Annotated in this window: 18 protein-coding genes; 10 read left to right on the top strand and 8 right to left on the bottom strand. The window is 70.7% G+C overall.

Annotated features, from left to right (window positions below):
- Positions 1 to 13 precede the first annotated feature (13 nt).
- Together BM393_RS16205 and BM393_RS16200 are read right to left on the bottom strand one after the other, a co-directional pair.
- Complete coding sequence (locus tag BM393_RS16205; RefSeq protein WP_091728357.1) at positions 14 to 736, bottom strand: response regulator; 723 nt, start codon at positions 734 to 736, stop codon at positions 14 to 16.
- Between the two features lie 2 nt (positions 737 to 738).
- Positions 739 to 1386: a helix-turn-helix domain-containing protein gene (locus tag BM393_RS16200; RefSeq protein WP_091728352.1), complete on the bottom strand. Its 648-nt coding sequence runs from the start codon at positions 1384 to 1386 to the stop codon at positions 739 to 741.
- A 163-nt stretch (positions 1387 to 1549) separates the two neighbouring features.
- On the opposite strand from BM393_RS16200, the gene BM393_RS16195 reads away from it, so the two are divergent.
- From BM393_RS16195 to BM393_RS16185, 3 genes are all read left to right on the top strand, one after another.
- Positions 1550 to 2401 carry an ABC transporter substrate-binding protein gene (locus BM393_RS16195; protein ID WP_091731682.1) on the top strand — a complete coding sequence of 284 codons (852 nt, stop codon included), beginning with the start codon at positions 1550 to 1552 and terminating at the stop codon, positions 2399 to 2401.
- 15 nt (positions 2402 to 2416) lie between these two features.
- On the top strand, positions 2417 to 4597 hold the full coding sequence (locus BM393_RS16190; RefSeq protein ID WP_091728349.1) for an ATP-binding protein: 2181 nt from the start codon (positions 2417 to 2419) through the stop codon (positions 4595 to 4597).
- Positions 4598 to 4745: 148 nt separating this feature from the next.
- Complete coding sequence (locus BM393_RS16185; RefSeq protein ID WP_091728346.1) at positions 4746 to 5630, top strand: neutral zinc metallopeptidase; 885 nt, start codon at positions 4746 to 4748, stop codon at positions 5628 to 5630.
- A gap of 186 nt (positions 5631 to 5816) precedes the next feature.
- On the opposite strand, the gene BM393_RS16180 is transcribed toward BM393_RS16185, so the two are convergent.
- The gene (locus BM393_RS16180; protein WP_091728341.1) at positions 5817 to 8309 is read right to left on the bottom strand and encodes a S9 family peptidase; all 2493 of its coding nucleotides are present in this window, start codon (positions 8307 to 8309) and stop codon (positions 5817 to 5819) included.
- Positions 8310 to 8344: 35 nt separating this feature from the next.
- On the opposite strand from BM393_RS16180, the gene BM393_RS16175 reads away from it, so the two are divergent.
- From BM393_RS16175 to BM393_RS25780, 3 genes are all read left to right on the top strand, one after another.
- The gene (locus BM393_RS16175) at positions 8345 to 9451 is read left to right on the top strand and encodes a hypothetical protein (RefSeq protein ID WP_091728337.1); all 1107 of its coding nucleotides are present in this window, start codon (positions 8345 to 8347) and stop codon (positions 9449 to 9451) included.
- Between the two features lie 289 nt (positions 9452 to 9740).
- Complete coding sequence (locus BM393_RS25785; RefSeq protein WP_175538368.1) at positions 9741 to 10220, top strand: hypothetical protein; 480 nt, start codon at positions 9741 to 9743, stop codon at positions 10218 to 10220.
- 62 nt (positions 10221 to 10282) lie between these two features.
- Positions 10283 to 11113, top strand: coding sequence for an ABC transporter substrate-binding protein (locus BM393_RS25780; protein ID WP_175538367.1), 831 nt, complete (start codon positions 10283 to 10285; stop codon positions 11111 to 11113).
- Positions 11114 to 11129: 16 nt separating this feature from the next.
- On the opposite strand, the gene BM393_RS16165 is transcribed toward BM393_RS25780, so the two are convergent.
- Positions 11130 to 11486 (bottom strand): DUF1304 domain-containing protein, encoded by a 357-nt coding sequence (locus tag BM393_RS16165; protein WP_091728331.1) that lies wholly within the window; start codon positions 11484 to 11486, stop codon positions 11130 to 11132.
- Between the two features lie 64 nt (positions 11487 to 11550).
- Here BM393_RS16165 and BM393_RS16160 point away from each other — a divergent pair, with 64 nt between their 5' ends.
- From BM393_RS16160 to BM393_RS16145, 4 genes are all read left to right on the top strand, one after another.
- On the top strand, positions 11551 to 13617 hold the full coding sequence (locus BM393_RS16160) for an ATP-dependent helicase (RefSeq protein WP_091728328.1): 2067 nt from the start codon (positions 11551 to 11553) through the stop codon (positions 13615 to 13617).
- Positions 13618 to 13743: 126 nt separating this feature from the next.
- A complete protein-coding gene (locus BM393_RS16155) occupies positions 13744 to 14307 on the top strand; it encodes an ImmA/IrrE family metallo-endopeptidase (protein WP_091728326.1) in 564 nt (187 codons plus the stop codon).
- A 151-nt stretch (positions 14308 to 14458) separates the two neighbouring features.
- Positions 14459 to 15157, top strand: coding sequence for a lysoplasmalogenase (locus tag BM393_RS16150; RefSeq protein ID WP_091728324.1), 699 nt, complete (start codon positions 14459 to 14461; stop codon positions 15155 to 15157).
- Positions 15154 to 17814: an O-antigen ligase gene (locus tag BM393_RS16145; protein ID WP_141225356.1), complete on the top strand. Its 2661-nt coding sequence runs from the start codon at positions 15154 to 15156 to the stop codon at positions 17812 to 17814. The genes BM393_RS16150 and BM393_RS16145 overlap by 4 nt, the downstream gene beginning before the upstream one ends.
- 127 nt (positions 17815 to 17941) lie before the next feature.
- Here BM393_RS16145 and BM393_RS16140 read toward each other — a convergent pair whose 3' ends face one another.
- The 4 genes from BM393_RS16140 to BM393_RS16125 form a co-directional block, all read right to left on the bottom strand.
- Positions 17942 to 18769: a LytTR family DNA-binding domain-containing protein gene (locus BM393_RS16140; RefSeq protein ID WP_091728318.1), complete on the bottom strand. Its 828-nt coding sequence runs from the start codon at positions 18767 to 18769 to the stop codon at positions 17942 to 17944.
- Positions 18770 to 18821: 52 nt separating this feature from the next.
- Positions 18822 to 19298 (bottom strand): hypothetical protein, encoded by a 477-nt coding sequence (locus BM393_RS16135; protein WP_091728316.1) that lies wholly within the window; start codon positions 19296 to 19298, stop codon positions 18822 to 18824.
- Positions 19295 to 20830, bottom strand: a complete 1536-nt coding sequence (locus BM393_RS16130) for a sensor histidine kinase (RefSeq protein ID WP_175538366.1) — start codon at positions 20828 to 20830, stop codon at positions 19295 to 19297. The genes BM393_RS16135 and BM393_RS16130 overlap by 4 nt, the downstream gene beginning before the upstream one ends.
- A 217-nt stretch (positions 20831 to 21047) precedes the next feature.
- A complete protein-coding gene (locus BM393_RS16125) occupies positions 21048 to 21617 on the bottom strand; it encodes a YceI family protein (RefSeq protein WP_091731674.1) in 570 nt (189 codons plus the stop codon).
- Positions 21618 to 21630: the final 13 nt, after the last annotated feature.

Genomic DNA, 21630 nt, shown 5'->3' with positions numbered 1-21630 from the left:
CGTCAGCGCCGCCTCACAGCAGGCGCGCGAGCGCCTCCTCGAGCACCGGCCACGCGGCGCGCACCGCGGCCAGCGCGTCCTCCGAGCCGGTGGCGGCGTCCTGCGCGTCCTGCTCGAGCTGGCGCGCCACTTCGGCAGCATCGGCATGGCCGAGCGTCAGCAGCACGCTCTTGAGGCTGTGCGCGAGATGGCGCAGCTTCACGTGCTCGCCCCGCTCGCAGGCGCTGCGACCGCTGGCGATGTCGATCGGGAACTGCATCCGGCAGCGCGCCAGGAAAGCCTGGTACAGCGCGGCGTTGCCGCCGAAGTACTGCTCGATGGCGGCCTGGTGGATCGACGGCATCGCCGCCGGCGGCGACGCGGCGTCGCGCAGGCCGTCCAGGCACGATTGCAGGTCCGCCAGCGAGCAGGGCTTGGACAGGAAACGCGTCACGCCCAGCGCCTCGAGCTGCTCGCGCACCGCCGGATTCAGGCCGGCGCTGAACACGGCCAGCCGCGCCTTGCCGCGCAGTTCGGGCCGCTGCTTGAGCGTCTGCAGCAGGTCCAGCCCGTGACGGCCGGGCAGCATCAGGTCGCTGATGACGAGGTCGAAACTCTGCGTCGCGAGCGCCAGCAGCGCCTCGTCGACCGAGATGCAGGCCTGCAGGCGCACCTCGTCGTCCTCCAGCGCCATCGCGACGAAGCGCTGCAGCGTGGTGTCGTCCTCCACGAGGAGGACCCGGATGCGGGACGCCATGCTCAGCCGGCGAACTGCGGCTGACGGGCCCGGATGCGCTGGACCGCCGCGGCGAGCAGCGGCGGCAGGTCGGTGACGAGCCGCGGCTTGTGCACCAGCGGCAGACCGGCGAGGGCGAATGCGTAGGGCGAGCGCTGCTGTTCGTCCAGCGCGGTGACGAAGATCAGTTCGCTGCTGGCGAATTGCGGCTGCGAGCGCAGGCTGGTCACCAGCGCCGCGCCGTCGATGCCGGGCAGCAGGATGTCGACCAGCAGGATTTCCGGCTGCAGCTGCCCGTACATCACCAGGCCGCCGATGCCGTCGTTGGCGGTATGCAGGTCCAGGTCGGGGAACTCCTGCTGCGCCAGCAGCATCACCAGGTTCTGGTAATGGACCGAGTCTTCGATCAGCAGCGCCTTCAGCCGCTGCGGCGCGCCGTCGGCGGGCGCCAGCTCGGCGGGTTTGGTCGGCGCGAGGCCCCGGCCGGTGAGCCAGGCGTCGAGCGAGGCCCGCAGGATGCGTCGGTGGCCGCCCGGCGTGCGCCAGGCCTGCAGCTCCCCGCGATCGACCATCAGCTGCACCGACCGGACCGCCATGCCGAGGCGCTGCGCGACTTCGCGCGTGCTGAAGTCCTCTTGCATGTCGTCGGGGGTCCGGGCAATGGCAGTCATGAGTCGATTTTGCCGAATTTCCTAAAGTTTTAGGTGGGCAATATCCCCATTTATAAGCGATAAAACTGATAGTCGATGTGACATCCGTGGGAGATCGGGGCTTCCCTTGCGGTCCGGTGGGGCGAACTCTGGTGCAATCCGGGTCCGAGGAGATGCGATGACGATGCGAAGGACCGGACAGGCCATGGCGGGCCGGCTGGCCGCGATGACGGCAGCCTTGTGGCTGCTTGCGTTCGCGCCGGCCGCGAGCAGCGCTCCGAAGGACGCCGCGCCGACCGCTCTGCCGGCGGCGGGCAGCACGCTGCAGCGCATCCAGGCCAGCGGCGTGCTGCGGGTCTGCATCTGGCCCGACTACTACGGCATCACCTACCGCCATCCTCGCGACGAGACGCTCAGCGGCCTGGACATCGACCTCTCCAACGAGCTCGCCAAGGACCTGGGCGTGCGCCTGCGCTATGTCGAATCCTCCTTCCAGCGCCTGATCCCCGATCTCGAAGGCGACCGCTGCGACGTGGCGATGTTCGCGGTAGCCGTGGTGCAGCAGCGCAAGGCGGCGCTCGCCTTCACCCAGCCCTACCTGCAGAGCGACATCTACGCGATCGCGAGCCGCGCGAGCCGCGTCGTCAAGCGCTGGGAGGACATCGACCAGAGCGGGGTGGTGGTCGCCGTGCAGGCGGGCACCTCGATGGAGCCTGTGATGCGCGAGGCGCTCAAGCGCGCGCGGCTGCTGGTCGTGCAGCCGCCGGCGACGCGCGAGCGCGAACTGGAGTCCGGCCGCGCCGATGTCTTCATGACCGACTACCCCTACAGCCGGCGGCTGCTCGACAACGCCGACTGGGCGCAGCTGATCGCGCCGCCCAAGCCCTTCCACGTCCTGCCGTATGCCTACGCCATCCGGCGCGGCGACGCGGCCTGGCTGGCGCGCCTGGACGAGTTCGTCGCGCGCATCAAGCGCGACGGCCGGCTGCGCGCCGCGGCCGAGCGCCACGGGCTGGGCGCGATCGTGGTCCCCTGAGGCGGAGTCGCGACGATGCTTGGTCCGGCCGTCCGATCCCTCCAGCGCCTGCGCCGCGCGGCGCTGTGGGCCGGCGTCGTCGTGGCGGCGGGCACGCTGGCCGGTCTGATCGGCCCGGCCTGGGTCGGTCGCCAGGAGGCGATCGACGAGGCCCGCGCCCGCGGCGCGCTGCTGGCGCAGGTGCTGGAGAGCGACGCGAGCCGCACCATCGAGACCGCGTCGCTGTCCCTGCATGCGATCGGGGATGGGCTGACGCGATCGATCGCCGATCCGCACGAGGCCGAGCACCTGGAGGCGCATTTCAGCCATGTGCTGGTGGGCTTGCCGTTCATCCGCAGCGTGTCGCTGCTGGACACCCGCGGGAAGGTGCTGATCAGCACGAATGCCGATGAAATCGGCCTGGAAGTGCCGCTGGACGACTTCGGCCGGCTGCCCGGTCCGGACCGCGACATGCTGATGCCGCTGCGACCGGGGCGCGGCCTCGCGGACCTGGCGCGGGGACGACCGCCGCGCAGTTCGCCGGTGGGGATGCTGCCGCTGCTGTTGCAACTGCCGGCGTCGCCGGACACGCCCGCGAGCGGCGCGTCCACGGCGGCCGGCGTCGCGCCCGGTGCGCGCGAGCGCGAGCCGCGCTGGCTGCTGGCGCTGATCAATCCGGATGCGCTGACGCAAGTCCAGCAGCGCGCGCTGCCCACCGGGCGCAGCGCCGCCTGGCTCGCGTCGACGGACGGCCAGCTGCTTGCCGCGATGGAGACGCTGCACCAACTGCCCGGCCAGCGGCTGGACGGCCACCCGGCGTTCGACGCCCTGCGTCGCGGGCGCGAGCACGGCACCTACATCGGTGCCGGCGCCTTGCCGGGCGAGGTCGTCGTGGCCTACCGCGCGGCGCCGCGGCGCTCGCTGATGGTGGGCGTGGAGCAGTCGGTCGAGGAGGTGCTCGCGCGCTGGCACGCCGGCCTGCGCTGGCTGATGCTGATCGGCGCCCTGGCGCTGGCCCTGATCACGCTGGCGACGGTCACCGTGCGGCGCAGCCTGCAGGCGCGGGCCGAGGCGATGGAAGCGCTGGAGGGCGCGCACGTGCAGCTCGCCGACCGCGAGCGCGACATGCGCGTGCTGCTCAAGAGCGTGCAGGAGGTGATCTTCCGGACCAATCCGTCGGGCACGCTGACCTTCGTGAACGCGCGCTGGACGACGCTGCATCGCGGGCGTCCGGACGAGGCCGTCGGCCGCCGGCTGGCCGACCTCGCCGAGCCGGCCGACCGGGAGGCGGTGGCCGGGCTCTTCGGCGGCGACGAGGGCGTGCGCAGCGTCGAGGCCACGATCCGCAACGGCGAGGGCGCGCCGCGTCGCTACCAGATCGCGACGGTGCCGCTGCGCCGCGACGGAGAGCTGCTCGGCTACGCCGGCAGCGCCGTCGACATCACCGAACGCGCGGCCGCCGAGCGGCTCACCCGCCAGGCGCGCGACGCGGCGGAGGAGGCCTCGCGCACCAAGACCGAGTTCCTCGCCAACATCAGCCACGAGCTGCGCACGCCCTTGCAATCCATCCTCGGCTTCTCCGAACTCGGCATGGCGCGCAGCGGCGGCCAGGAGCGGTTGCATGCGATGTTCTCGGACATCCACGGCTCCGGCCAGCGCATGCTGGCCTTGGTCAACGACCTGCTGGACGCGTCCAAGCTCGACGCCGTTGGCGCGCTGGAACTCCGCGCGCAGGACCTGCGCGAGCCGGTGGGCGCGGTGATGCGGGAGCTCGCGCCCTTGACCGCCAAGCGCCAGCTCACGCTGGCCGCCGAATTACCCGAGCCGATGCCCGCGAGCGTCGATCCACTGCGCTTCCAGCAGGCGGTGCGCAACGTGCTGGCCAACGCGATCAAGTTCGCGCCGCAGGGCGGCACCATCGAGCTGCGCGGGCAACGGCGGTCCGACGGCGCGTTGCACCTGTGCGTCGCCGACCGCGGGCCGGGCATCCCGGTCGATGAGCTGGAGCGCATCTTCGATCCCTTCGTCCAGTCGAGCACGACCAAGGACGGCTCCGGCGGCACCGGCCTGGGCCTGCCGATCAGCCGGCGCATCGTCGAGATGCATGGCGGCCAGCTGTACGCGGCCAACCGCGAAGGCGGCGGGGCCGAATTCCACCTGATCCTGCCCGCCACGGATTCGGCGACGCCCGGGGACGGCGCACTGGCCGCCGACTGAGCCGCCAACCGGGCCGCCAACCGGGCCGCCGCTGTCCCCTGATCGAGGCCGCCCGCGCGCGGCGCGGCGCCGTCCGACAGCGCCGTCCGGCGCGCTGTGCCATCCTTGCGCATCGTTGGAGCCGGCACGCCGGCGGCAGGAGCGCACCATGAAGTGGGAAGGACAACGCGAGAGCGACAACGTCGAGGACGCACGAGGCGGCGGCGGCGGCGGTGGCGGAGGCGGCTTCCCGATGCTCGGCGGACGCGGCATCGGCATCGGCGGCATCGTCATCGCCCTGCTCGCCTCCTGGGCCTTCGGCATCAACCCGCTGACCGTGCTCAGCGCGCTCGACGGCAGCACCGTCCAGACCGGCGGCGAGCAGCGGCCCGTCGCACCCAGTCATCCCCAGGACACGCCCGCCAAATTCGTCAGCGTCGTGCTGGCCGACACCGAAGACGTCTGGAACAAACTCTTCCAGGCCGGCGGCAAGACCTACGAAGCCCCCAAGCTCCGCCTCTTCGAAGGCACCCAGCCCACCGCCTGCGGCATGGGCCAGGCCGCCATGGGCCCGTTCTACTGCCCCGGCGACAGCAAGGTCTACATCGACCTCAGCTTCTACCAAACCCTGCGCGAGCGCCTCGGCGCGCCCGGCGACTTCGCCCAGGCCTACGTGATCGCCCACGAGGTCGGCCATCACGTCCAACATCAACTCGGCATCACCCAGAAAGTCGAAGCCGCCCGCCGCCGTCAGTCCGAACAGGCCGCCAACGCCACCAGCGTTCGCGTCGAGCTACAGGCCGACTGCTTCGCCGGGGTCTGGGCCCATCACTCCCAACAAAGCAAAGGCTGGCTGGAGGCCGGTGATATCGACGAAGCGCTCAATGCAGCCGCCAAGATCGGCGACGACACGCTTCAACGCAACGCGGGGCGCGCCGTCGTGCCAGAAAGCTTCACCCACGGCACCAGCGAACAACGCCAGCGGTGGTTCAAGCGAGGCATGGCACAGGGGGACCTCAGAGACTGCGATACCTTCTCGGCGCGGCAGATCTGAAATCGCGGGTTGCGGTGGGAGGTCGAGCGCACGCGCTTGGCCGAGGCCGCCGGCGAAGCCGAAGCTCAGGGCGCCAACTCGCTCCGCTCACCTGCGGCTCGCTCCGCTCAAACAGACGGCGCCCCAGTCAGTTGACGAAGCTTCGGCTTCGCCGGCGGCCTCGGCCAAGCACGTCAATCGAGTCGCTCATTGCGACGACTGTGGGGGAGTGGCGGGGGCGGAGCCCGGGGCAGGGCGCGGACGCGCCTCGGCTCGAGGATCGCCGACGCAACCCCTCAACCATTGACTCATCTCCCATTGCACCTGGCCAGCAGACTCGCGCGAGCTGTAGCCGTGCGCCTCGAAAGGCAGCAAGACATAGCGGGCCGTGCCGCCCAGGCCCGCCAAGGCCTGGTACAGACGCTCGCTCTGCATCGGGAACGTGCCCGAGTTGTTGTCCGCCTCACCATGAATCAGCAACAGCGGATCCTTGATCTGGTTCGCGAAAAGGAAGGGCGACAGCTTCAGGTAGACATCCTTCGCATCCCACAACGATCGGCGCTCGCTCTGGAATCCAAACGGCGTCAGCGTGCGGTTGTAGGCCCCACTTCGCGCAATGCCACAACGGAACAGCTTCGTGTGCGCCAACAGGTTCACCGCCATGAAGGCGCCGTAGCTGTGACCCCCGATCGCCACACGCCTCGGATCCACCACGCCCAGATCCTCCGCCTTGTCCACGATCGCCCGCGCATTCGCAGTGACCTGCTCGATGAAGCTGTCGTTCATGTTGCGCGAGTCACCGACCACCGGCATCGTCGCGTCCATCAGCACCACATACCCATCCATCAGCAGGTTCAACGGACTGATGCCCGAGAAACTCATGTACCGGCCCGGCGATCCGCTCAACTGACCGGCGATCGCCGCATCGTTGAACTCCAGCGGATACGCCCACACCAGCGCCGGCCGCTTCTCACCCTCCTTGAGATCCGGCGGCAAATACATCCAGAACGACAGCTCGACGCCATCGTTGCGCTTGAAACTCACCAGCTCGCGCCGCACCGCCTTGAGCTGCGGCGCCGGATCCTTGATCCGCGTCAGCGGCGTGACCTTGCCGTTCTCCCGCAGGCTCAGGTTGGGCGGCTCATGCTCGGTCTCGCGCTGCGTCACCAGCCGCCGGTCCTCCAGCAGCGCCACCGGCTGCTCGTACACGCCCTCGGCCGACTGGAACAGCCGCTGCACGCTCAGGTCGCGCAGCGACAGCTTGTCGAGGAAAGGCCGGTCGCCCTTGGGACTCGCGCCCTGGCCCGACAGCAGCAGGTCGCCGTTGAGCGTCTGCGCGACCTGGTGACCATTGGCCAGCGTTCGCATGAAGGGGAAGCCCGGGTGCCGGTAGCGCTCGCGCACCGAGTGCTCGAACAAGGGCCGGCTCTGCTTGCCGTTGAGCGGCAGCAGGTAGGTCCGTGACCAGCCGCGGCTGCGGTCCTCCTCTGTCAGCAGGCCATGCACGCCGTCGTCCAGGAAACGCAGCCGCGTGAAGCGGTAAGGCATGCGTTGCACCTCGAAGGGCTCGCCGGTGTAGGGCGGGTCCAGCCGCATGACGCGGTCGCGGAAGGCGGCGCGGTTGGCGGGGTTCCCGCCGTCGAGCGCCTCCACCCAGTAGATCGCCGCGTCCTTGCTCGGCGACGGATAGAAGACCCGCGGGCCGGGCAACGCGCCGTCGATGGCCACGCCCTGCTTGAGCGGCATCTTGGCCAGCTCGCGGATGACCTTGCCGTCGCGCTGGCGCACCTCCACGACGGTGGGGAAGTCGTCGAAGGTGAGCGCGTAGCTGAACGGGCGCACCAGCCGCTCGGTCAGCAGCGCCTGGCCGTTGCCGACGCTGGACACGCTGGTGAACAGGCCCGGCGTGCCGATGTCGCGGCTCTGGCCGCTGGCGATGTCGATCAGCGTGAGCTGCGCGCGCGCGAAGTACTCGAACAGGTCCTCGTCGCGCGGGTTGCGCAGCAGGTCCGGATAGGTGCGCTCGGGCGACGCCTTGCCATGCGTTTCCTGGATCGCCGGGCCGGTCTGCGGCCGGTTGGGCACGGGGCCGCGATCGTCGGGAATGGTGAGCACCACCGCCTCGCGCGGATTCAGCCAGGCGATGTCATCCGCATCGATGGCGTTGTTGAGCCGCACGTTGTAGATGCGCCAGAGTTGGCCGTTGGACGTCGCCCCGGCCCAGAGCTCTTCGCCGGTGTCCGTGCGCCGGGACAGCAGGAAGCGCTGCCCGTCCGGCGCCCAGACGAAGTTGTGCCAGGTGCCGCCGGCGGGCAGCTCGACCTCGCGCTCGGCCGCCTCGGGATCGAGCAGCGAGCGCAGCCGCACGCGCTGCACCGCGACCAGGTTCTGCTGGCTCGCGTTGCGGGGATCGAAGCGGGCGCCGGCCAGCCGCAGCCCGGGGCGGGCCAGCTCTTCCAGCGGCGTGTAGCGGCGTTGCTCGACCAGCGCCAGCGATTGCCGGTCCGGCGAGGGCAGCAGCCGCGGCAGGGCCGGCGCGTCCAGCAGCTCGCGGATCGCCGGCGACGGCTGCTTGTACGGGGAGGGCGCCGCGCCGGCCCGGCCGGGCAGGAGGGTCGCCAGCAGCGAGGTGGCGAGGAGGGCCGCGAGGGCGCCGACGGGCGGGCGGATCAGGCCGACAGAGGGGACGCGGGAGGGCATGGGGCCGAAGTATCGCTGCGCTAGGATTCGCGCCCATGATCGAGCCGCCCAGCCCGCACGCGCCGGAATCCCGCGCCCCGCACGATCCGTCCGCCGCCAGGGGCGGCCGGGCGGTCGCGGCGCTGCCGGCGGTCGGCGAGCGCCTGGGCGTCTGGCGCGTCGCCGCCGAGCTGTTCGAATGCGCCTCCGGCTTCTGGTTCCGCGTCGAGCACGGCAAGGCCGCGGCCCAGACCGGCCTGGCGCTGGTCTATCGCCATGAGGTCGATGCGCAGGCCGTGCTGATGCGCTTCGCCGAGGACTCCGAGTCGCTGTCGCGCTTCCAGCATCCCGCCTACGGCGCGCCGCTGGACAGCGGGCTGAGCCCCACCGGGCTGCCCTACCTCGTCGTGCCGGCGATGGAGGGCGCGCCGCTGATGCGCGTGGCGATGGCGCTGCCGCTCAAGCGCCGGATGCAGCTGCTGCTGGACCTCGTCGACCTGCTCGAAGCCGCCCATGCGCAGGGGCTGGTGCTGCAAGAGCTCGACCCGGGCACCTTGTGGCTGAGCCCGGCCCAGCAACTGCACTGGCTGGGCCAGGGCCTGGCCCCGCGCGACAGCCAGGCCCCCGCCGCGCTGGTGCGCGCCGCCGAGCCGCTCGCGAACGCGCGCCAGCGCGCGGGCGGGCGCCCGGACGCGAACAGCGAGGCCCACACGCTGGGCCGCCTGCTGGGGCTGCTGGTCAATGGCCGGCTGCCGCGTCGCGACGCAACCGAGGAGGGATTCGAGGAGGAGCCCGAACCGGGCGCGACGCCGGTCGCCTCGCTGCAGTCCTGGCTGTCGCTGACCGCCGCGCAGCGCGAGAGCCTGGACCAGTTGCTGGACCGCGCCATGATGGACGGCCGCTCCTTCACCGACCGCCAGCTGCTGGCGCAGGCCGTCCGCGACTGGATCGAGGCCGAGCCGGTGCCGGCGACGCGATCCGCCCCCACCGGCGCGCCGGCGTCCGCGCCGATGCCGCTGCTGCCGTCGCCACCGCCGCTGGACCACGAGGCCGACGAGCGCCCCCGGGCGCCCGCCGCGTCGCTCGCGGAACGGCTGGTCGGCATCGCGCTGGTGCTGGCGCTGGCCGCGGTCGTCGCCTGGCTGCTGCTGCGCGCGGGTTGAGGGCGAGTTGAGTCCCGGGGGCGCCCGGGGTGAGGGCTGGAGAGGCGCGGTTGGGACGCCGGCGCCCGGAGCAGCCCAGCTGGATGACGGATTGACGACCTCGATGAGCTAGTCATCTCACGCATCCCGCTGTCTGGGGTATCGGAACACCCTGGCGAATCGACTACTTCGCGAGGCCAGTCGCCATCGATGAGTCACAAGCGCCCGAGTTCAGGCGAATTGTTTGGGCGCGGGCGTCTTCCTACGATCCATCTCCTGTCGCCATGGATGGTGACGCGAGGAGATGCGCGTGAGTTTCGAAATCCGGTCGATGTCGGTCGCCGACTGGCGGACCTGCTGGCGGGACGCGGTGACCGACCCCGAATGCTCCCCCTGGCTGCGCGGTGTGCTGGAGAGCTGCATCGACGGGAAGAACGCGCACTGGATCCGGCTGTCCGAGCGCTGGGCCGTGGACGGCGCCACCGGCGACTACCTGGTCCGGCTGCCCTCGCTGATCGGGCGGCAGATCTCGGACCAGTTCTGCGCCCGCGTCGGCGAGCGGCTCTACGGACTCTGCGGCCTGGGGGTGGGCGAGTCGAAGGTGTTCTTCGCGGGCGGCTCCTCGCCGTCCTACGAGGCCATGGCGCAGGTCCACGCGGTGCTGTCCGCGGCCTTCGCGGTGCACGGCTCGTATGCGGAGGACATCGGGCGCGATCCGATCCGCGAGCCGGTGTTCATTCCCGGCGCGCTGATGCCCGAGAACCTCGCCGCCGAGACCCGCGGTTCCTGAGGCCGCAACCCCGTGTCGCGGGGCTGTCCCGCGCGGACCGGGCGCCTATCATCGGCGCTCACATGGACGCCCTCCGCCGCCAACTGCTCCGCCATGCCGCGCTCGGCGCCGCGACCCTGGCCGGGTGCGGGGCCGTCCGGGCCGAGCCCCTGACGAGCGGCAGCCCGGCCTTCAACGCCGTGCCAGCCCGGCCGCGATCGGGCCTGGTGCGGATCGTGGGCACCACCTTCGCCCGGCTCTTCGAGCCCGGCGCGGACGGCGCCAAGCCGTTCGGCCTGGCGGTGGACCTGCTCGACGCGATTCTGATTCCCGCCGGCCACACGCCGCGCTACGAGTTCTATCCCTGGCTGCGGGCGCAGTCGATGATCGAGCACGGCCCGGCGCAGGTCCTGGTCGGTCCCTACCGGACCCCGGAGCGCGAGCGGCTGATGCGTTTCTCGCGCCAGGCCTTCTACGAGGACGCGCTGGTCTTCTACGCGCGCCGGCGCGAGGAGGGCCTGTGGTGGGGCGACTTCCAGGCGCTGCAGCGCCTGAGCATCGGCGCGGTGCAGGGCTGGGTCTACGGCGAGCGCTTCGAGCAGTCGCGCGCCGCGCTCAGCGTCACCGTCGTGCGCGACCTGGCCACCGCGCTGCGCATGCTGCAAGTGGGCCGCCTGGACCTGATCGCCGCCAATCAGCGCAATTCGGAGCCGGTGATCCAGGAACTGGGCCTGGGCGAGCAGGTCGCTCTCTGCGCCCCGCCGTTCGCGCAGCTCAAGGGGCACTTCGCGTTCAGCCGCGAGCCGGCGGGCGAGTCCTGGCTCGCGCTGGTCGACGCCGGCATGCAGCGCCTGCGCGCCAGCGGCGAGCTGCAGCAGATGGCCGCGCGACGCGGCGTCGCGCTGCCCGAGTGAGCGGCGCGCCGCCCGTTCAGCCCAGGAGCAGCAGGGCCAGGCCGATGGCGGCCGGCAGCGCCTGGATGAAGAGGATCTTGCGGCTGGCCGTCGCGGCGCCGTAGAGCCCGGCCACCAGCACGCAGGCCAGGAAGAAGACCTTCACCGGACCGCCCGCGGCGCCCAGCACCAGCCCCCAGATCAGGCCCGCGGCCAGGAAGCCGTTGTAGAGGCCCTGGTTGGCGGCCAGCACCTTGCTGGCCTGGGCGAATTCGGGCGTCAGCCCGAAAGCCTTGCGGCCGGTGGGCGTGGTCCAGAGAAACATCTCCAGCACGAGGATGTAGACGTGGATGAGCGCGACGAGCGCGACGACGATGTTGGCGGCTGTGTTCATGGTTCGCACTTTACGTCCCGCTATCATCCCTGGCCCGCCCGCAGTTCCCTGTCCCGCACGTTCCATGTCCAAGACCACGCTCAATCCGGCCCAGCTCGCGGCCGTGCATCACCTGGCGGGGCCCTGCCTGGTGATCGCGGGCGCGGGGTCGGGCAAGACCAGCGTGATCACGCAGAAGATCGCCAAGCTGATGTCCGAGGGCTACCGGCCGAAGAACATCGCCGCGATCACCTTCACCAACAAGGCGTCGCAGGAGATGCGCGAGCGCGCCCGGCACCTGGTGGGCAACAAGGCGGGTTCGGAGCTGGTGATCTCGACCTTCCACTCGCTGGGCGTGCGCATCCTGCGCGAGGACGGGCGGCACCTCGGGCTCAAGGAGCAGTTCTCGATCCTGGACTCGGACGACGTGCTGTCCGTGCTCCGCGACGCGGGCGGCACCACCGACGCGGCGACGGCCAAGTCCTGGCAGTGGACGATCTCGCTGTGGAAGAACCAGAACCTCAGCCCGCAGCAGGCGCTGGCCTACGCCAAGGACGATATGGAGCGCGCCGCCGCCGTCGTCATGCAGCGCTACCAGGAACGGCTGACCGCCTACCAGGCGGTGGACTTCGATGACCTGATCGGCATGCCCCTCAAGCTGCTGCAGACCAACGAGGAAGCGCGCGGCAAGTGGCAGGAGACGCTGCGCTATGTGCTGGTCGATGAATACCAGGACACCAACGCGGTCCAGTACGAGCTGCTGAAGTGCCTGGTGGGCGAGCGCGCGATGTTCACCGCCGTGGGCGACGACGACCAGTCCATCTACGGCTGGCGCGGCGCCACCATCGAGAACCTCAAGAAGCTGCCGGTCGATTTCCCGCAGCTCAAGGTGATCCCGCTGGAGCAGAACTACCGCTCCACCAGCGCGATCCTGCGCGCGGCCAACAACGTGATCGGCGGCAATCCGAAGCTGTTCCCCAAGACGCTGTGGAGCGAGTTCGGCGAGGGCGACCCCATCACGCTGATCGAGGCCGATGGCGAGGAACACGAGGCCGAGCGCGCCGTCGCGCGCATCCAGTCGATCCGCGCCAACCATCCGACGACGAAGTTCTCCGACTTCGCGATCCTGTACCGCGCCAACCACCAGGCGCGCATCTTCGAGCAGGCGCTGCGCCGCGCCGAGATCCCCTACAAGGTCTCCGGCGGCCAGAGCTTCTTCGACCGCACCGAGATCAAGGACCTGTGCGCGTGGCTGCGGCTGCTCGTCAACCAGGACGACGACCCCGCGTTCCTGCGCGCGGTGACCACGCCCAAGCGCGGCATCGGCCACCAGACGCTGGGTCACCTGAGCGACTTCTCGGCGAAGTGGAAGCTGTCGATGTTCGAGTCGCTGTTCGCCGAGTCGCTCAAGGCGACGCTGTCGAGCAAGGCGCTGCACGGGCTGCATGAATTCGGCCGCTATGTCGTCGACCTGGAGTACCGCGCCCGTCACGCCGTCGGCGGCGAGGAGGGCAAGGCGCTGATGATGGAGTGGCTCAAGGACATCGGCTACGAGCAGTACCTGGTCGACCAGGAGGACAACGAGAAGGTGGCGCAGGCCCGCTGGGGCAACGTGCTGGACTTCGTCGACTGGGTCGCCAAGCGCTGTGGCGGCGAGATCACCACCGACGGCGGCATCACCACGGAGAGCCCGCGCCAGTCGCTGCTCGAGGTGGCGCAGACGATCAGCGTCATCCTGTCGCTGGCCGAGCGCCAGGAGGAGCAGGACCAGGTCGTGCTGACGACGCTGCATGCCTCCAAGGGTCTGGAATGGCCGCACGTGCTGCTGGCCGGCGTCAACGAGGGTCTGCTGCCCTTCAAGGCCGAGAACGAGGACCTCACGCCGCAGCGCGTCGAGGAGGAGCGCCGGCTGATGTACGTCGGCATCACGCGGGCGCGGCGCACGCTGGCGGTGTCCACGCTGCGGCGGCGCAAGAAGAACCGCGAGACGGTGGTGGGCGTGCCCTCGCGCTTCATCGCGGAGATGAAGCTCAACGAGAGCGGCATCAAGGAAGACCCGCGGGAGAAGCTCAAGCGCATGCGCGAGCAGCTGGCCGCCAAGGCCGCCGAGACCGCGGCCCGGCAGGCGCAGGCGGCCAAGGACGAGCGCTGAGCAACCCCGGTCACCCGACCCACGGGTGCGGGGGCGCAAGCGCAGGATTCTTACTGGTTCGGGTCATTACGAGGCCCTGTCCGCCTTCCTAGCATCCGGTCCCTCTGCGCCCGCCGAGGAGACCCGATGTCCGCCGCCCCCTTCCCCAAGTCGCGCTTCAGCGACGCGCTGCCGCCCGAGGAGGCCGCCGCCCGCCACCGCCTCATCGGCACGATTGCCGATGAACTGCGCCAGGCCCATTGGCATCCCGCCACGCTGCCGGTGAGCGCGCAGGACCTGGCCGAGGGCGCCGGCGTGGAGGTGCGCGCCCGCGGCGGCGCGCAGGAACCGCTGTACCCGTATCGCGGCCGCCTGCTCTACCTCGACGAACGGCCGGTGATCGAGGTCAACCTGGGCGAGGACGCGGCGCGGCGGCGCATCGTGCTGGCGCACGCGCTGGGCCACCACCTGCTGGGACACGGACCGGTGCCGCCGGAGACGCTGGTCACGCTGTCCACCTGCTGCCCGCGACGCATCGAGCAGGAGGCCCACCACTTCGCGCTGGACCTGCTGATGCCGGAGGTCGCGATCTACCGGTTGATGGATCACGGCATGCTCAGCGCCCGCAAGCTGGCCAACAAGTTCCAGGTCCCCGAGGCCTCGCTGCATGAACGCATGCAGGCGCTCGACCGCCGGAGCGGCTACCTCTGACCGGCGGTGCGCGTCCATGCCGTCCTCTCTCCCGCCCTCGCCGTCGTCATCGTCCTTGCTGTCGCCCCTGCCGGCGACCGACCTGTAAGGTCTGCCATGTCACCGGGTCCAGGGGGATGGACGCCATCGGCAAACGGCAGAATGCGGCCGCATGACCGCCTCCGCCGCCAAGCCCGCCTCCCGGATGGGTGTCGCACTGCCGTTGCTGACCTTGCTCAGCGCGGCCGTCGCCATCCTTGCGCTGTCCCAGCCGCCCGAGCTGCCGCCGGCGCTGGCCTTCGTCTTCAAGCCGCTGACGACCGTCCTCATCCTGCTGTACGCCTGGGGGCGGGGCGCGCAGCAGCCGCGCCTGGCGCGGTGGCTGCGGGCCGGCCTGCTGTGCTCGCTGGCGGGTGACGTCGCCTTGCTCTGGCCGGAGCAGGGTTTCCTGCCCGGGCTGGTGAGCTTCCTCGCGGCGCACGTCTGCTACGTCGTCGGCTTCTGCACCCGCAAGCGGCTGGGCGCGGTGCGCTGGCCCTTCCTGATGTTCGGCCTCATCGCGGCGATGGTGCTGGGGCGGCTCTGGTCCAGCATCCCGGCCGCGCTGCAGGTGCCGGTGGTGGTCTACGTGGTCTGCCTGGCGACCATGGCGGCGCAGGCCTGGGCCTGGTGGCGCGGCAGCGTCGGGCAGTCCGACGAGCCGCTGGCCCGCTGGGCCGCCTGGGGCGGCACGCTGTTCGTGCTGTCCGACGCGATGCTGGCGATCAACAAGTTCGCCGGCCCGCTGGACATGGCCAGCTTCTGGGTGCTCGCCAGCTACTGGCCGGCGCAGTGGTGCATCGCCAGCAGCCTGGGACGGGCGCGCGCATGAACTTCGTCCTACCCCGGCGCCTGCCGGCCCTGGCCACGCTGGCGGCGGGCGCCGCCTGCGCCGTCGCCGGGCTGTGGCTCGCGCGTCATTACCCCATCGAACCGGCTGCGGCCGTCGCCCTGTGGACGGCTCTGGCCGTCGCCAGCTTCTTTGGCTGGCGCGCGCTGCCCTTCCTCGTGCCGGCGCTGATGCCGGCGATCGGCTTCGCGCCCTGGACCGGCTGGATCACCTTCGAGGAGCTGGACCTGGTCGTGCTTGCCGTGGCGGCGGGCGGTTACGCGGCGCTCGCGCTGACGGCGCCCGCGCACCAGCCGGTGCCGTGGCGCTACCGCACGCTGCGCTGGCGCGCCGCGGTGCGGGTGCTGATGGCGGTCTTCGCGCTGTCGGCATTCATCGCGGTGTGGCGCGGCTTCGTGCATGCCGGCGGCGTGCAGTCCGGCTTCTGGCAGGGCTTCCAGGAGCCGATGAACAGCCTGCGCGCGGGCAAGAGCTTCTTCCTGGTGCTGCTGTTGCTGCCGCTGTGGCAGAAGGCGTCCGACCTGCGGCCCTCGTCGGTGCAGCGCCTGTCCCGCGCGGCCTGGGTGCTGGTGCTGCTGAGCACCTCGCTGGGCGCGCTGTGGGAGCGCTGGGTCTACACCGGGCTGCTGGACTTCTCGACCGACTACCGGACCACCTCGCTATTCTGGGAGATGAATGTCGGCGGCGCGTCGCTGGACGGCGCGCTCGCGCTGAGCCTGCCGTTCGCGCTGCTGTGGGCGATGCGGGAGCGCCGCCCGCTGCGCTTCCTCGGCGCGCTGGCGGTGCTGCTGCTGGCCTTCTACGCCTCGCTGACGACCTTCTCGCGCGGCGTCTACCTGGCGGTGCCGCTGGGCATGGCGCTGTGCGCGCTGCTGTGGGCGGTGCAGCGCCGCGAGACCCTGGCGGCGGCGCGGCAGGAAGGATCGTTGCCCGGCAGCCTGGCGGCGACCGGTGGCCCCGTGCCGCTGGGCTGGTCCGCCGGCGTGATCGGGGGCACCGCGCTGGCGGCCTGGGTGCTGTTCGGCGCTGGCGGGTATCGGGCCCTGCTCGCGCTCGCGGGCAGCGTCGCGGTGCTGCTGGCGATGCCGGCCTCGCGCGCCTCCTGGCCGCGCGGACAGCAGCGGGCGCTGCTGATGCTGTCGCCACTGCCGGCGCTGCTGCTGGCGCTTGGCGGCGGGCTGCTGATCGACCTCGTGCCCAAGGGCGCCTACCTCATCGACGGCGCCGTGGTGCTACTGGGCCTGGGATTGGGCTGGCTGTGGCGCGGCGGGCTGACGCAGCCTGCGCAGGCCTTCGCGTTCGCGGTGGTGTGGATGGCCACGCTGGCGGGCGCCGGCCTGGTCGCGGCGCACTGGGGCGGCGGTCGCGGACTGGGGCCGGTCGCGGCGGTGCTGGCCGTGCTGGCGATCGCATGGATCTCGACGCAATGGTCGCCGCGTGTCGGCGCCGACCTGCGCAGCGTCGGCTGGCGCATCCGGGGGCTGGTGTGGACCGGCTGCCTGCTGGCCTGCGCGGTGGTCGCGGCGCTGGGCGGGGGCGCGTACATCGGCCAGCGGATGTCGACGGGGCAGCAGGACTTCGAGGGTCGCCTCGAGCACTGGCGCATCGGCCTGGACCTGCTCAAGACCATGGACGAATGGCTGCTCGGCAAGGGCAGCGGCCGTTTCCCGGCGAGCTTCGCCAATGGCGGCCCCTTCGACGAGCGTGTCGGCGACTACCGGTGGAACCCGGCGCGCGAGGACGGGTTGGCCGTGGGGTTGCCGGGTGCGGAGCCGTCACCGCGACCGACCGTCACGCTGACCAGCGGCCTGCACATGATGGGCAACGGTGAGATGTTCCGTCTCAGCCAGCGCGTGCCGTCGGTGGCGGGCGAGGTGGCCGCGACGGTGACCCTGCGAACCCAGTTCAAGACCCGGCTGCGGGTCGAGGTCTGCGAGAAGTTCCTGCTCTATCCGCTGCGCTGCGTGGACCGCGAGGCGGATGTCGAGCCGCTGGGCGGCGCCTGGCAGCCGGTGCAGCTGAAGCTGGGTCATGTGCCGCCGGACTTCGGCGGTTCGCTCTGGGCGCCGCGACGGCTGGTGGCCTCGGTCACGCAGAACTGGCGGGGTGGCGTGCTCGAGATTGCGTCGGTGTCGATCGCGGACAGCGTGCACGGACCGCTGCTGCGCAACGGCGACTTCAGCGAGGGCCTGGCGCGCTGGTACTTCACCAGCGACCGCAACCACATGCCGTTCCACATGAAGAGCCTGCCCTTGCATGTGCTGTTCGAGCAGGGCCTGTTCGGCCTGGCGCTGTGGAGCAGCCTGCTGGTGACGGTGCTGTGGCGCTGCACCTTCGGTGCGGGTCGCCGCCATCCGCTGTCACCCGCCGTCGTGGGCGGCCTCTCGGCCTTCGTGATCGTCGGTCTCTTCGACAGCCTGATCGATGCCCCGCGGATTGCGTTCCTCTTCTACGCGCTGATGGCGCTGGGCCTTGGCCTTCGCACGCCTTCGCGTCGCCCCGGCGGCCCTGGCGACCTTGACTCCAGCCACGGCCTCGAGACGGTGCAGCCCGACATGGATTCCGACTTCGAGGGTGCCCCCGAGGTTCGCCGTGCGATGAAGGCTGCTGGCGTCAAGCTCAAAGCTCCCCCTCGCTAATTCCCCAGGGATGCCTGCCACGAGTGACGCGGTTGCGAGTCGGGCGCCGGGCTAGGCGCAAACCGCAGCCATAGCAGCGCTATGGCGAGGATTTGCAACACCGCCCGGCACCCGACTCGCAGCCGCGTCACATGCCTTTGAAGAGGTGGGTGTAGGAGCGGCTCACCTCGAGTTTTTCGTCGAGGCCTCGAACCCCCACGAGCTGGCGGCCGCGGAAGTCGCGGCTGATGCCGTTGATGGCTTTCACGTTGACCAGCGTCGAGCGATGGATCTGCCAGAACAGTTGCGGGTCGAGTTCCTCGACCAGTTCCTTGATCGGCTTGCGGATCAGCGCCTCGACGGTGGGCGTCTGGACGCGGGTGTATTTCTCGTCGCTGATGAAGAACAGCACGTCCTCCACCGGGATCATCTGAATGGTCTGGCCGACCGACGCCTGAATCCACTGCAGATACTTCGGCGCCCCTCCCGCGTTGTTCACCCGCGCCGACAGCGAGTGCAGCAGCTGCTGCAGCGTGCCGGTGGCCGGGCCTTCGGGTTCGGCCTCGCCGCTGCGCTGGGCCAGGCGCTTCTTGATGCGTCCGACGGTGACCTGCAGCCGGTCGCGTTCCGCGGGCTTGAGCACGTAGTCGCAGACGCCCTGCTCGAAGGCCTCGACCGCGTACTGGTCGTAGGCGGTGATGAAGACGATCTCGGGCAGCGCCCACTCGTCGTCGTCGGGCAGCTGCGCGATCTGCTTGGCCGCTTCCACGCCGGTCAGCCCCGGCATGCGGATGTCGAGGAAGACCAGGTCGGGTTTGTGTTCCTTGACCAGCTCGACGGCCTCCAGGCCGTTCTTGGCCTCGGCGACGATCTGGAGCTCGGGCCAGACCTCGGCGATGCGGCTGCGCAGCTGCTCGCGCATCAGTCGTTCATCGTCGGCGAGGACGGCGCGGGGGGCGGAGGTGGTGTCGCTCATGAGGGGCGATGTTAGGGCAGGCGCCGGTCCGCGGACCGGCGGGAAGGAAGGCTCAGGCGTGCAGGGTCGGCTCGGTGGGCGCATGGGGGCCGTTGGACACGTGGGGCGCGGCCGGGCCGACCGGCGCGGCGGGCGGCGCCATCGGCGCCTTGCGCGGCTTGTCGCGCACCAGCAGCCAGACGACCAGGCCGATCAGGATCAGCGGCGAGCCGACGATCGCGCCCACCCCCACCAGCGCCGCCAGCCCGGCCAGCACCAGCGCTCCGATGATCAGCAGCGGCAGGCCCAGGCCCAGCAGGAGCAGCAGCGGCACGATCAGGCACATCACGCCGATGGCGATGATCAGTCCCAGCCCGGCGCCGAAGGCATCGGCCAGGTCCAGGCTGGTCCAGATGACGTCGTCGCCGTCGATGGTGAGGTGTACGCCGGGCACGTCGCCCAGCAGGTGGACCGCGCCCCAGCCGAGCAGCGTCGCCACGCCGACCAGGACGAAACCGAAGATCAACAGGGCCTTGAACAGCGTCTTCATGCGTGTGCTCCTTGTTCCTGCGCGTGGTGGGCGGAGGTCCGGTACGGGACGGTGATGGTGACGACGGTGCCGGAGGGCTGGTTCTCCGCGACGGTCAGGCTGGCCGCCTTGCCGTAGAGCAGCGACAGGCGCTCGCGGATGTTGGCCAGGCCGACGCCGGTGCCGGAGGTCGCGGCCCGGCCGAAGCCCAGGCCGGTGTCGGCGACGGTGACCTGCAGCTTGCCGTGGACGATCTCGGCCTTGAGGGTCAGGCTGCCGCCTTCGGCCTTGGGCTCCAGGCCGTGCTTGATGGCGTTCTCGACCAGGCTCTGAATCATCATCGGCGGGAACTCGGCCGAGAGCAGACCCTCGGGCACGTCGATGCGGGTCTGGAGCCGCTCTTCCATGCGGACCTGCAGGATCTCGAGGTAGGGCCGGATCACGGCCATCTCGCGGCCCAGGTCGCGCACGCCGCCGTTGGCATTGGCCTCGCGCATCGTCGGCATCGAGGCCCGCAGCAGCGCGATCAGGTTCTTCTGCATCTGCGAGGCGCGCGGCGGGTCGGTCTCGATCAGGTGATCGATGGAGGCCAGGGTGTTGAACAGGAAGTGCGGCTCGACCTGGGCCTGCATCGCGGCCATGCGGGCCTCGACGACCTGGCGGCGCAGCGATTCGGCCTCGGCGGTCTCGGTGGCCTTGGCGGCCTTGACCTCGGCCTGCAGCCGGCCCTTGTAGGTGGCCTTCAGCAGCGCCGAGGCCAGCACCACCAGGATGGCGAGCTTGTCGAGGAAGTCGCCCAGGTGGACGGTGCGGTAGCGGGTCTTGCGCGAGGTCTCGCGCTGGGCCTGCTCGAGTTCGTCCTTGGCTTCCTCGGCTTCGGCCTTGGCCTGGCGCGCCTCCTCGGCGGCCTCTTCCAGCACGCGCTTGGCGTCGTTGACGGCGGTGCGGACCGCTTCACGCACCGCGTCGCGCTGCTTCTCGTTGGGGATGCGGATGTCGATGGCGGGCAGGTTGGGATCGGTGAACTCGGCCTCGGACGCCCCGCCGCTGGCCGCCGCGCTGGCGGCGCTGAGCGGCTTGCGCGGCACGATGCGCACGCCGCGCTTGTCGATCTGGACTTCGTAGCGCAGGCCCTCGAGGTCCTCGGCCTGGATGCCGCTGGCGGCGGAGGCGGCATGCTCGGGCTCGGCCTCGTCGCCGGAGCGCTGCGAGCGGGCGGCCCGTTCGGCCTCCGCCGCCTGCTTCTCGGCCTTGGCGGCGGCTTTCTCCGCGGCCTTCTCCGCTGCCTTCTCGCGGTCGCGATCCCGGCGCAGGTCCTTGGGCGGGTGGATGGTCTCGGTGGTCTCGACCGGCAACTGCCAGCTGAAGGAGAAGGGCGGCAGGGTCTGGAGGATGTTGGCGCCGATGATCAGCATCACCGACAGCAGCGCGAAGCGCTTCCAGGTGATGGAGACCAGCCAGCTGCCGTAGCTGTGGAAACCCTGCTCGGCGGCTTTCATGAAGCGCTGCCAGCGTTGGCGCGGGGTGGGGGAGGCGGGAGTCGGCGCGTTCATGGGGGGACCTGTCGTATGGGGCGCACTGTACGCAAGTCCCCTGGGCGCCCGAGGCGGCGGGCGACGCGCCGTGCGGAGGCCGGGATGGACTGCGCCGATCCGCGACAGGCCGGGGCGTCGGCGCGGCGGTCCGGCCCGCTCCAGGCGACCGCCCGCAAACGCGAAAGGCCCGCTTTCGCGGGCCTTTCGGCATCGGGTGTGAAGGATTCCCGGGGACTTACTGCTTCACCGCCTCGACCTGGACGATGACCTTGATGTCCTTCGAGAAGCCGTACTGGATGCCGTAGTCGACACCGAAGGCCGTGCGGTCGAAGGTGGTCTCGAAGTCACCGCCGCAGACCTCGCGCTTGAGCATCGGGTTGTCGTAGCAGTTGAAGTTGGTCGCGGTCAGCGTCACCGGGGCGGTCTTGCCCTTGAGCGTCAGCTGGCCGGACACCGAGGCCACCTTGTCGCCCGAGAAGGTGAACTTGTCGCCGACGAACTTGGCCGTCGGGTTGTTGGCCACGTCGAAGAAGTCCTTGCTCTTCAGGTGGTTGTCGAACTGCGTCGAGCCGGTGCTGATGCCGTTCATGTCGAAGGTGATCTCGACCTTGCCCGACTTGCCGGCCTTGTCGAACTGCACGGTGCCTTCCTTCTTGTCGAAGCGGCCGCGGTTGGTCGAGGTGCCGAAGTGCTTGATCTCGAAGGTGGCGTAGGTGTGCGTCGGGTCGATCGCGTAGGTCGCGCTCTGGGCTTGCGCCAGGCCGGCGGCGGCGATCAGGGAGGCGAGCAGCAGGGCTTTCTTCATCATCGTGGGGTCC

Origin of the sequence: Mitsuaria sp. PDC51, assembly GCF_900113225.1 — a bacterium.
Classification (GTDB): domain Bacteria; phylum Pseudomonadota; class Gammaproteobacteria; order Burkholderiales; family Burkholderiaceae_C; genus Roseateles.
This window is presented reverse-complemented; position numbering and strand designations above follow the sequence as displayed.

Excerpts from the sequence above, each read along its gene's own strand:
- BM393_RS16145 (WP_141225356.1), top strand. The coding sequence starts at position 15,154 with ATGAACTTCGTCCTACCCCGGCGCCTGCCGGCCCTGGCCACGCTGGCG.
- BM393_RS16195 (WP_091731682.1), top strand. The coding sequence starts at position 1,550 with ATGCGAAGGACCGGACAGGCCATGGCGGGCCGGCTGGCCGCGATGACG.
- BM393_RS16130 (WP_175538366.1), bottom strand. The coding sequence starts at position 20,830 with ATGAACGCGCCGACTCCCGCCTCCCCCACCCCGCGCCAACGCTGGCAG.
- BM393_RS16205 (WP_091728357.1), bottom strand. The coding sequence starts at position 736 with ATGGCGTCCCGCATCCGGGTCCTCCTCGTGGAGGACGACACCACGCTG.
- BM393_RS16160 (WP_091728328.1), top strand. The coding sequence starts at position 11,551 with ATGTCCAAGACCACGCTCAATCCGGCCCAGCTCGCGGCCGTGCATCAC.
- BM393_RS16150 (WP_091728324.1), top strand. The coding sequence starts at position 14,459 with ATGACCGCCTCCGCCGCCAAGCCCGCCTCCCGGATGGGTGTCGCACTG.
- BM393_RS16180 (WP_091728341.1), bottom strand. The coding sequence starts at position 8,309 with ATGCCCTCCCGCGTCCCCTCTGTCGGCCTGATCCGCCCGCCCGTCGGC.
- BM393_RS16185 (WP_091728346.1), top strand. The coding sequence starts at position 4,746 with ATGAAGTGGGAAGGACAACGCGAGAGCGACAACGTCGAGGACGCACGA.
- BM393_RS16165 (WP_091728331.1), bottom strand. The coding sequence starts at position 11,486 with ATGAACACAGCCGCCAACATCGTCGTCGCGCTCGTCGCGCTCATCCAC.
- BM393_RS16190 (WP_091728349.1), top strand. The coding sequence starts at position 2,417 with ATGCTTGGTCCGGCCGTCCGATCCCTCCAGCGCCTGCGCCGCGCGGCG.
- BM393_RS16175 (WP_091728337.1), top strand. The coding sequence starts at position 8,345 with ATGATCGAGCCGCCCAGCCCGCACGCGCCGGAATCCCGCGCCCCGCAC.
- BM393_RS16200 (WP_091728352.1), bottom strand. The coding sequence starts at position 1,386 with ATGACTGCCATTGCCCGGACCCCCGACGACATGCAAGAGGACTTCAGC.
- BM393_RS16125 (WP_091731674.1), bottom strand. The coding sequence starts at position 21,617 with ATGAAGAAAGCCCTGCTGCTCGCCTCCCTGATCGCCGCCGCCGGCCTG.
- BM393_RS16135 (WP_091728316.1), bottom strand. The coding sequence starts at position 19,298 with ATGAAGACGCTGTTCAAGGCCCTGTTGATCTTCGGTTTCGTCCTGGTC.
- BM393_RS16155 (WP_091728326.1), top strand. The coding sequence starts at position 13,744 with ATGTCCGCCGCCCCCTTCCCCAAGTCGCGCTTCAGCGACGCGCTGCCG.
- BM393_RS25780 (WP_175538367.1), top strand. The coding sequence starts at position 10,283 with ATGGACGCCCTCCGCCGCCAACTGCTCCGCCATGCCGCGCTCGGCGCC.
- BM393_RS16140 (WP_091728318.1), bottom strand. The coding sequence starts at position 18,769 with ATGAGCGACACCACCTCCGCCCCCCGCGCCGTCCTCGCCGACGATGAA.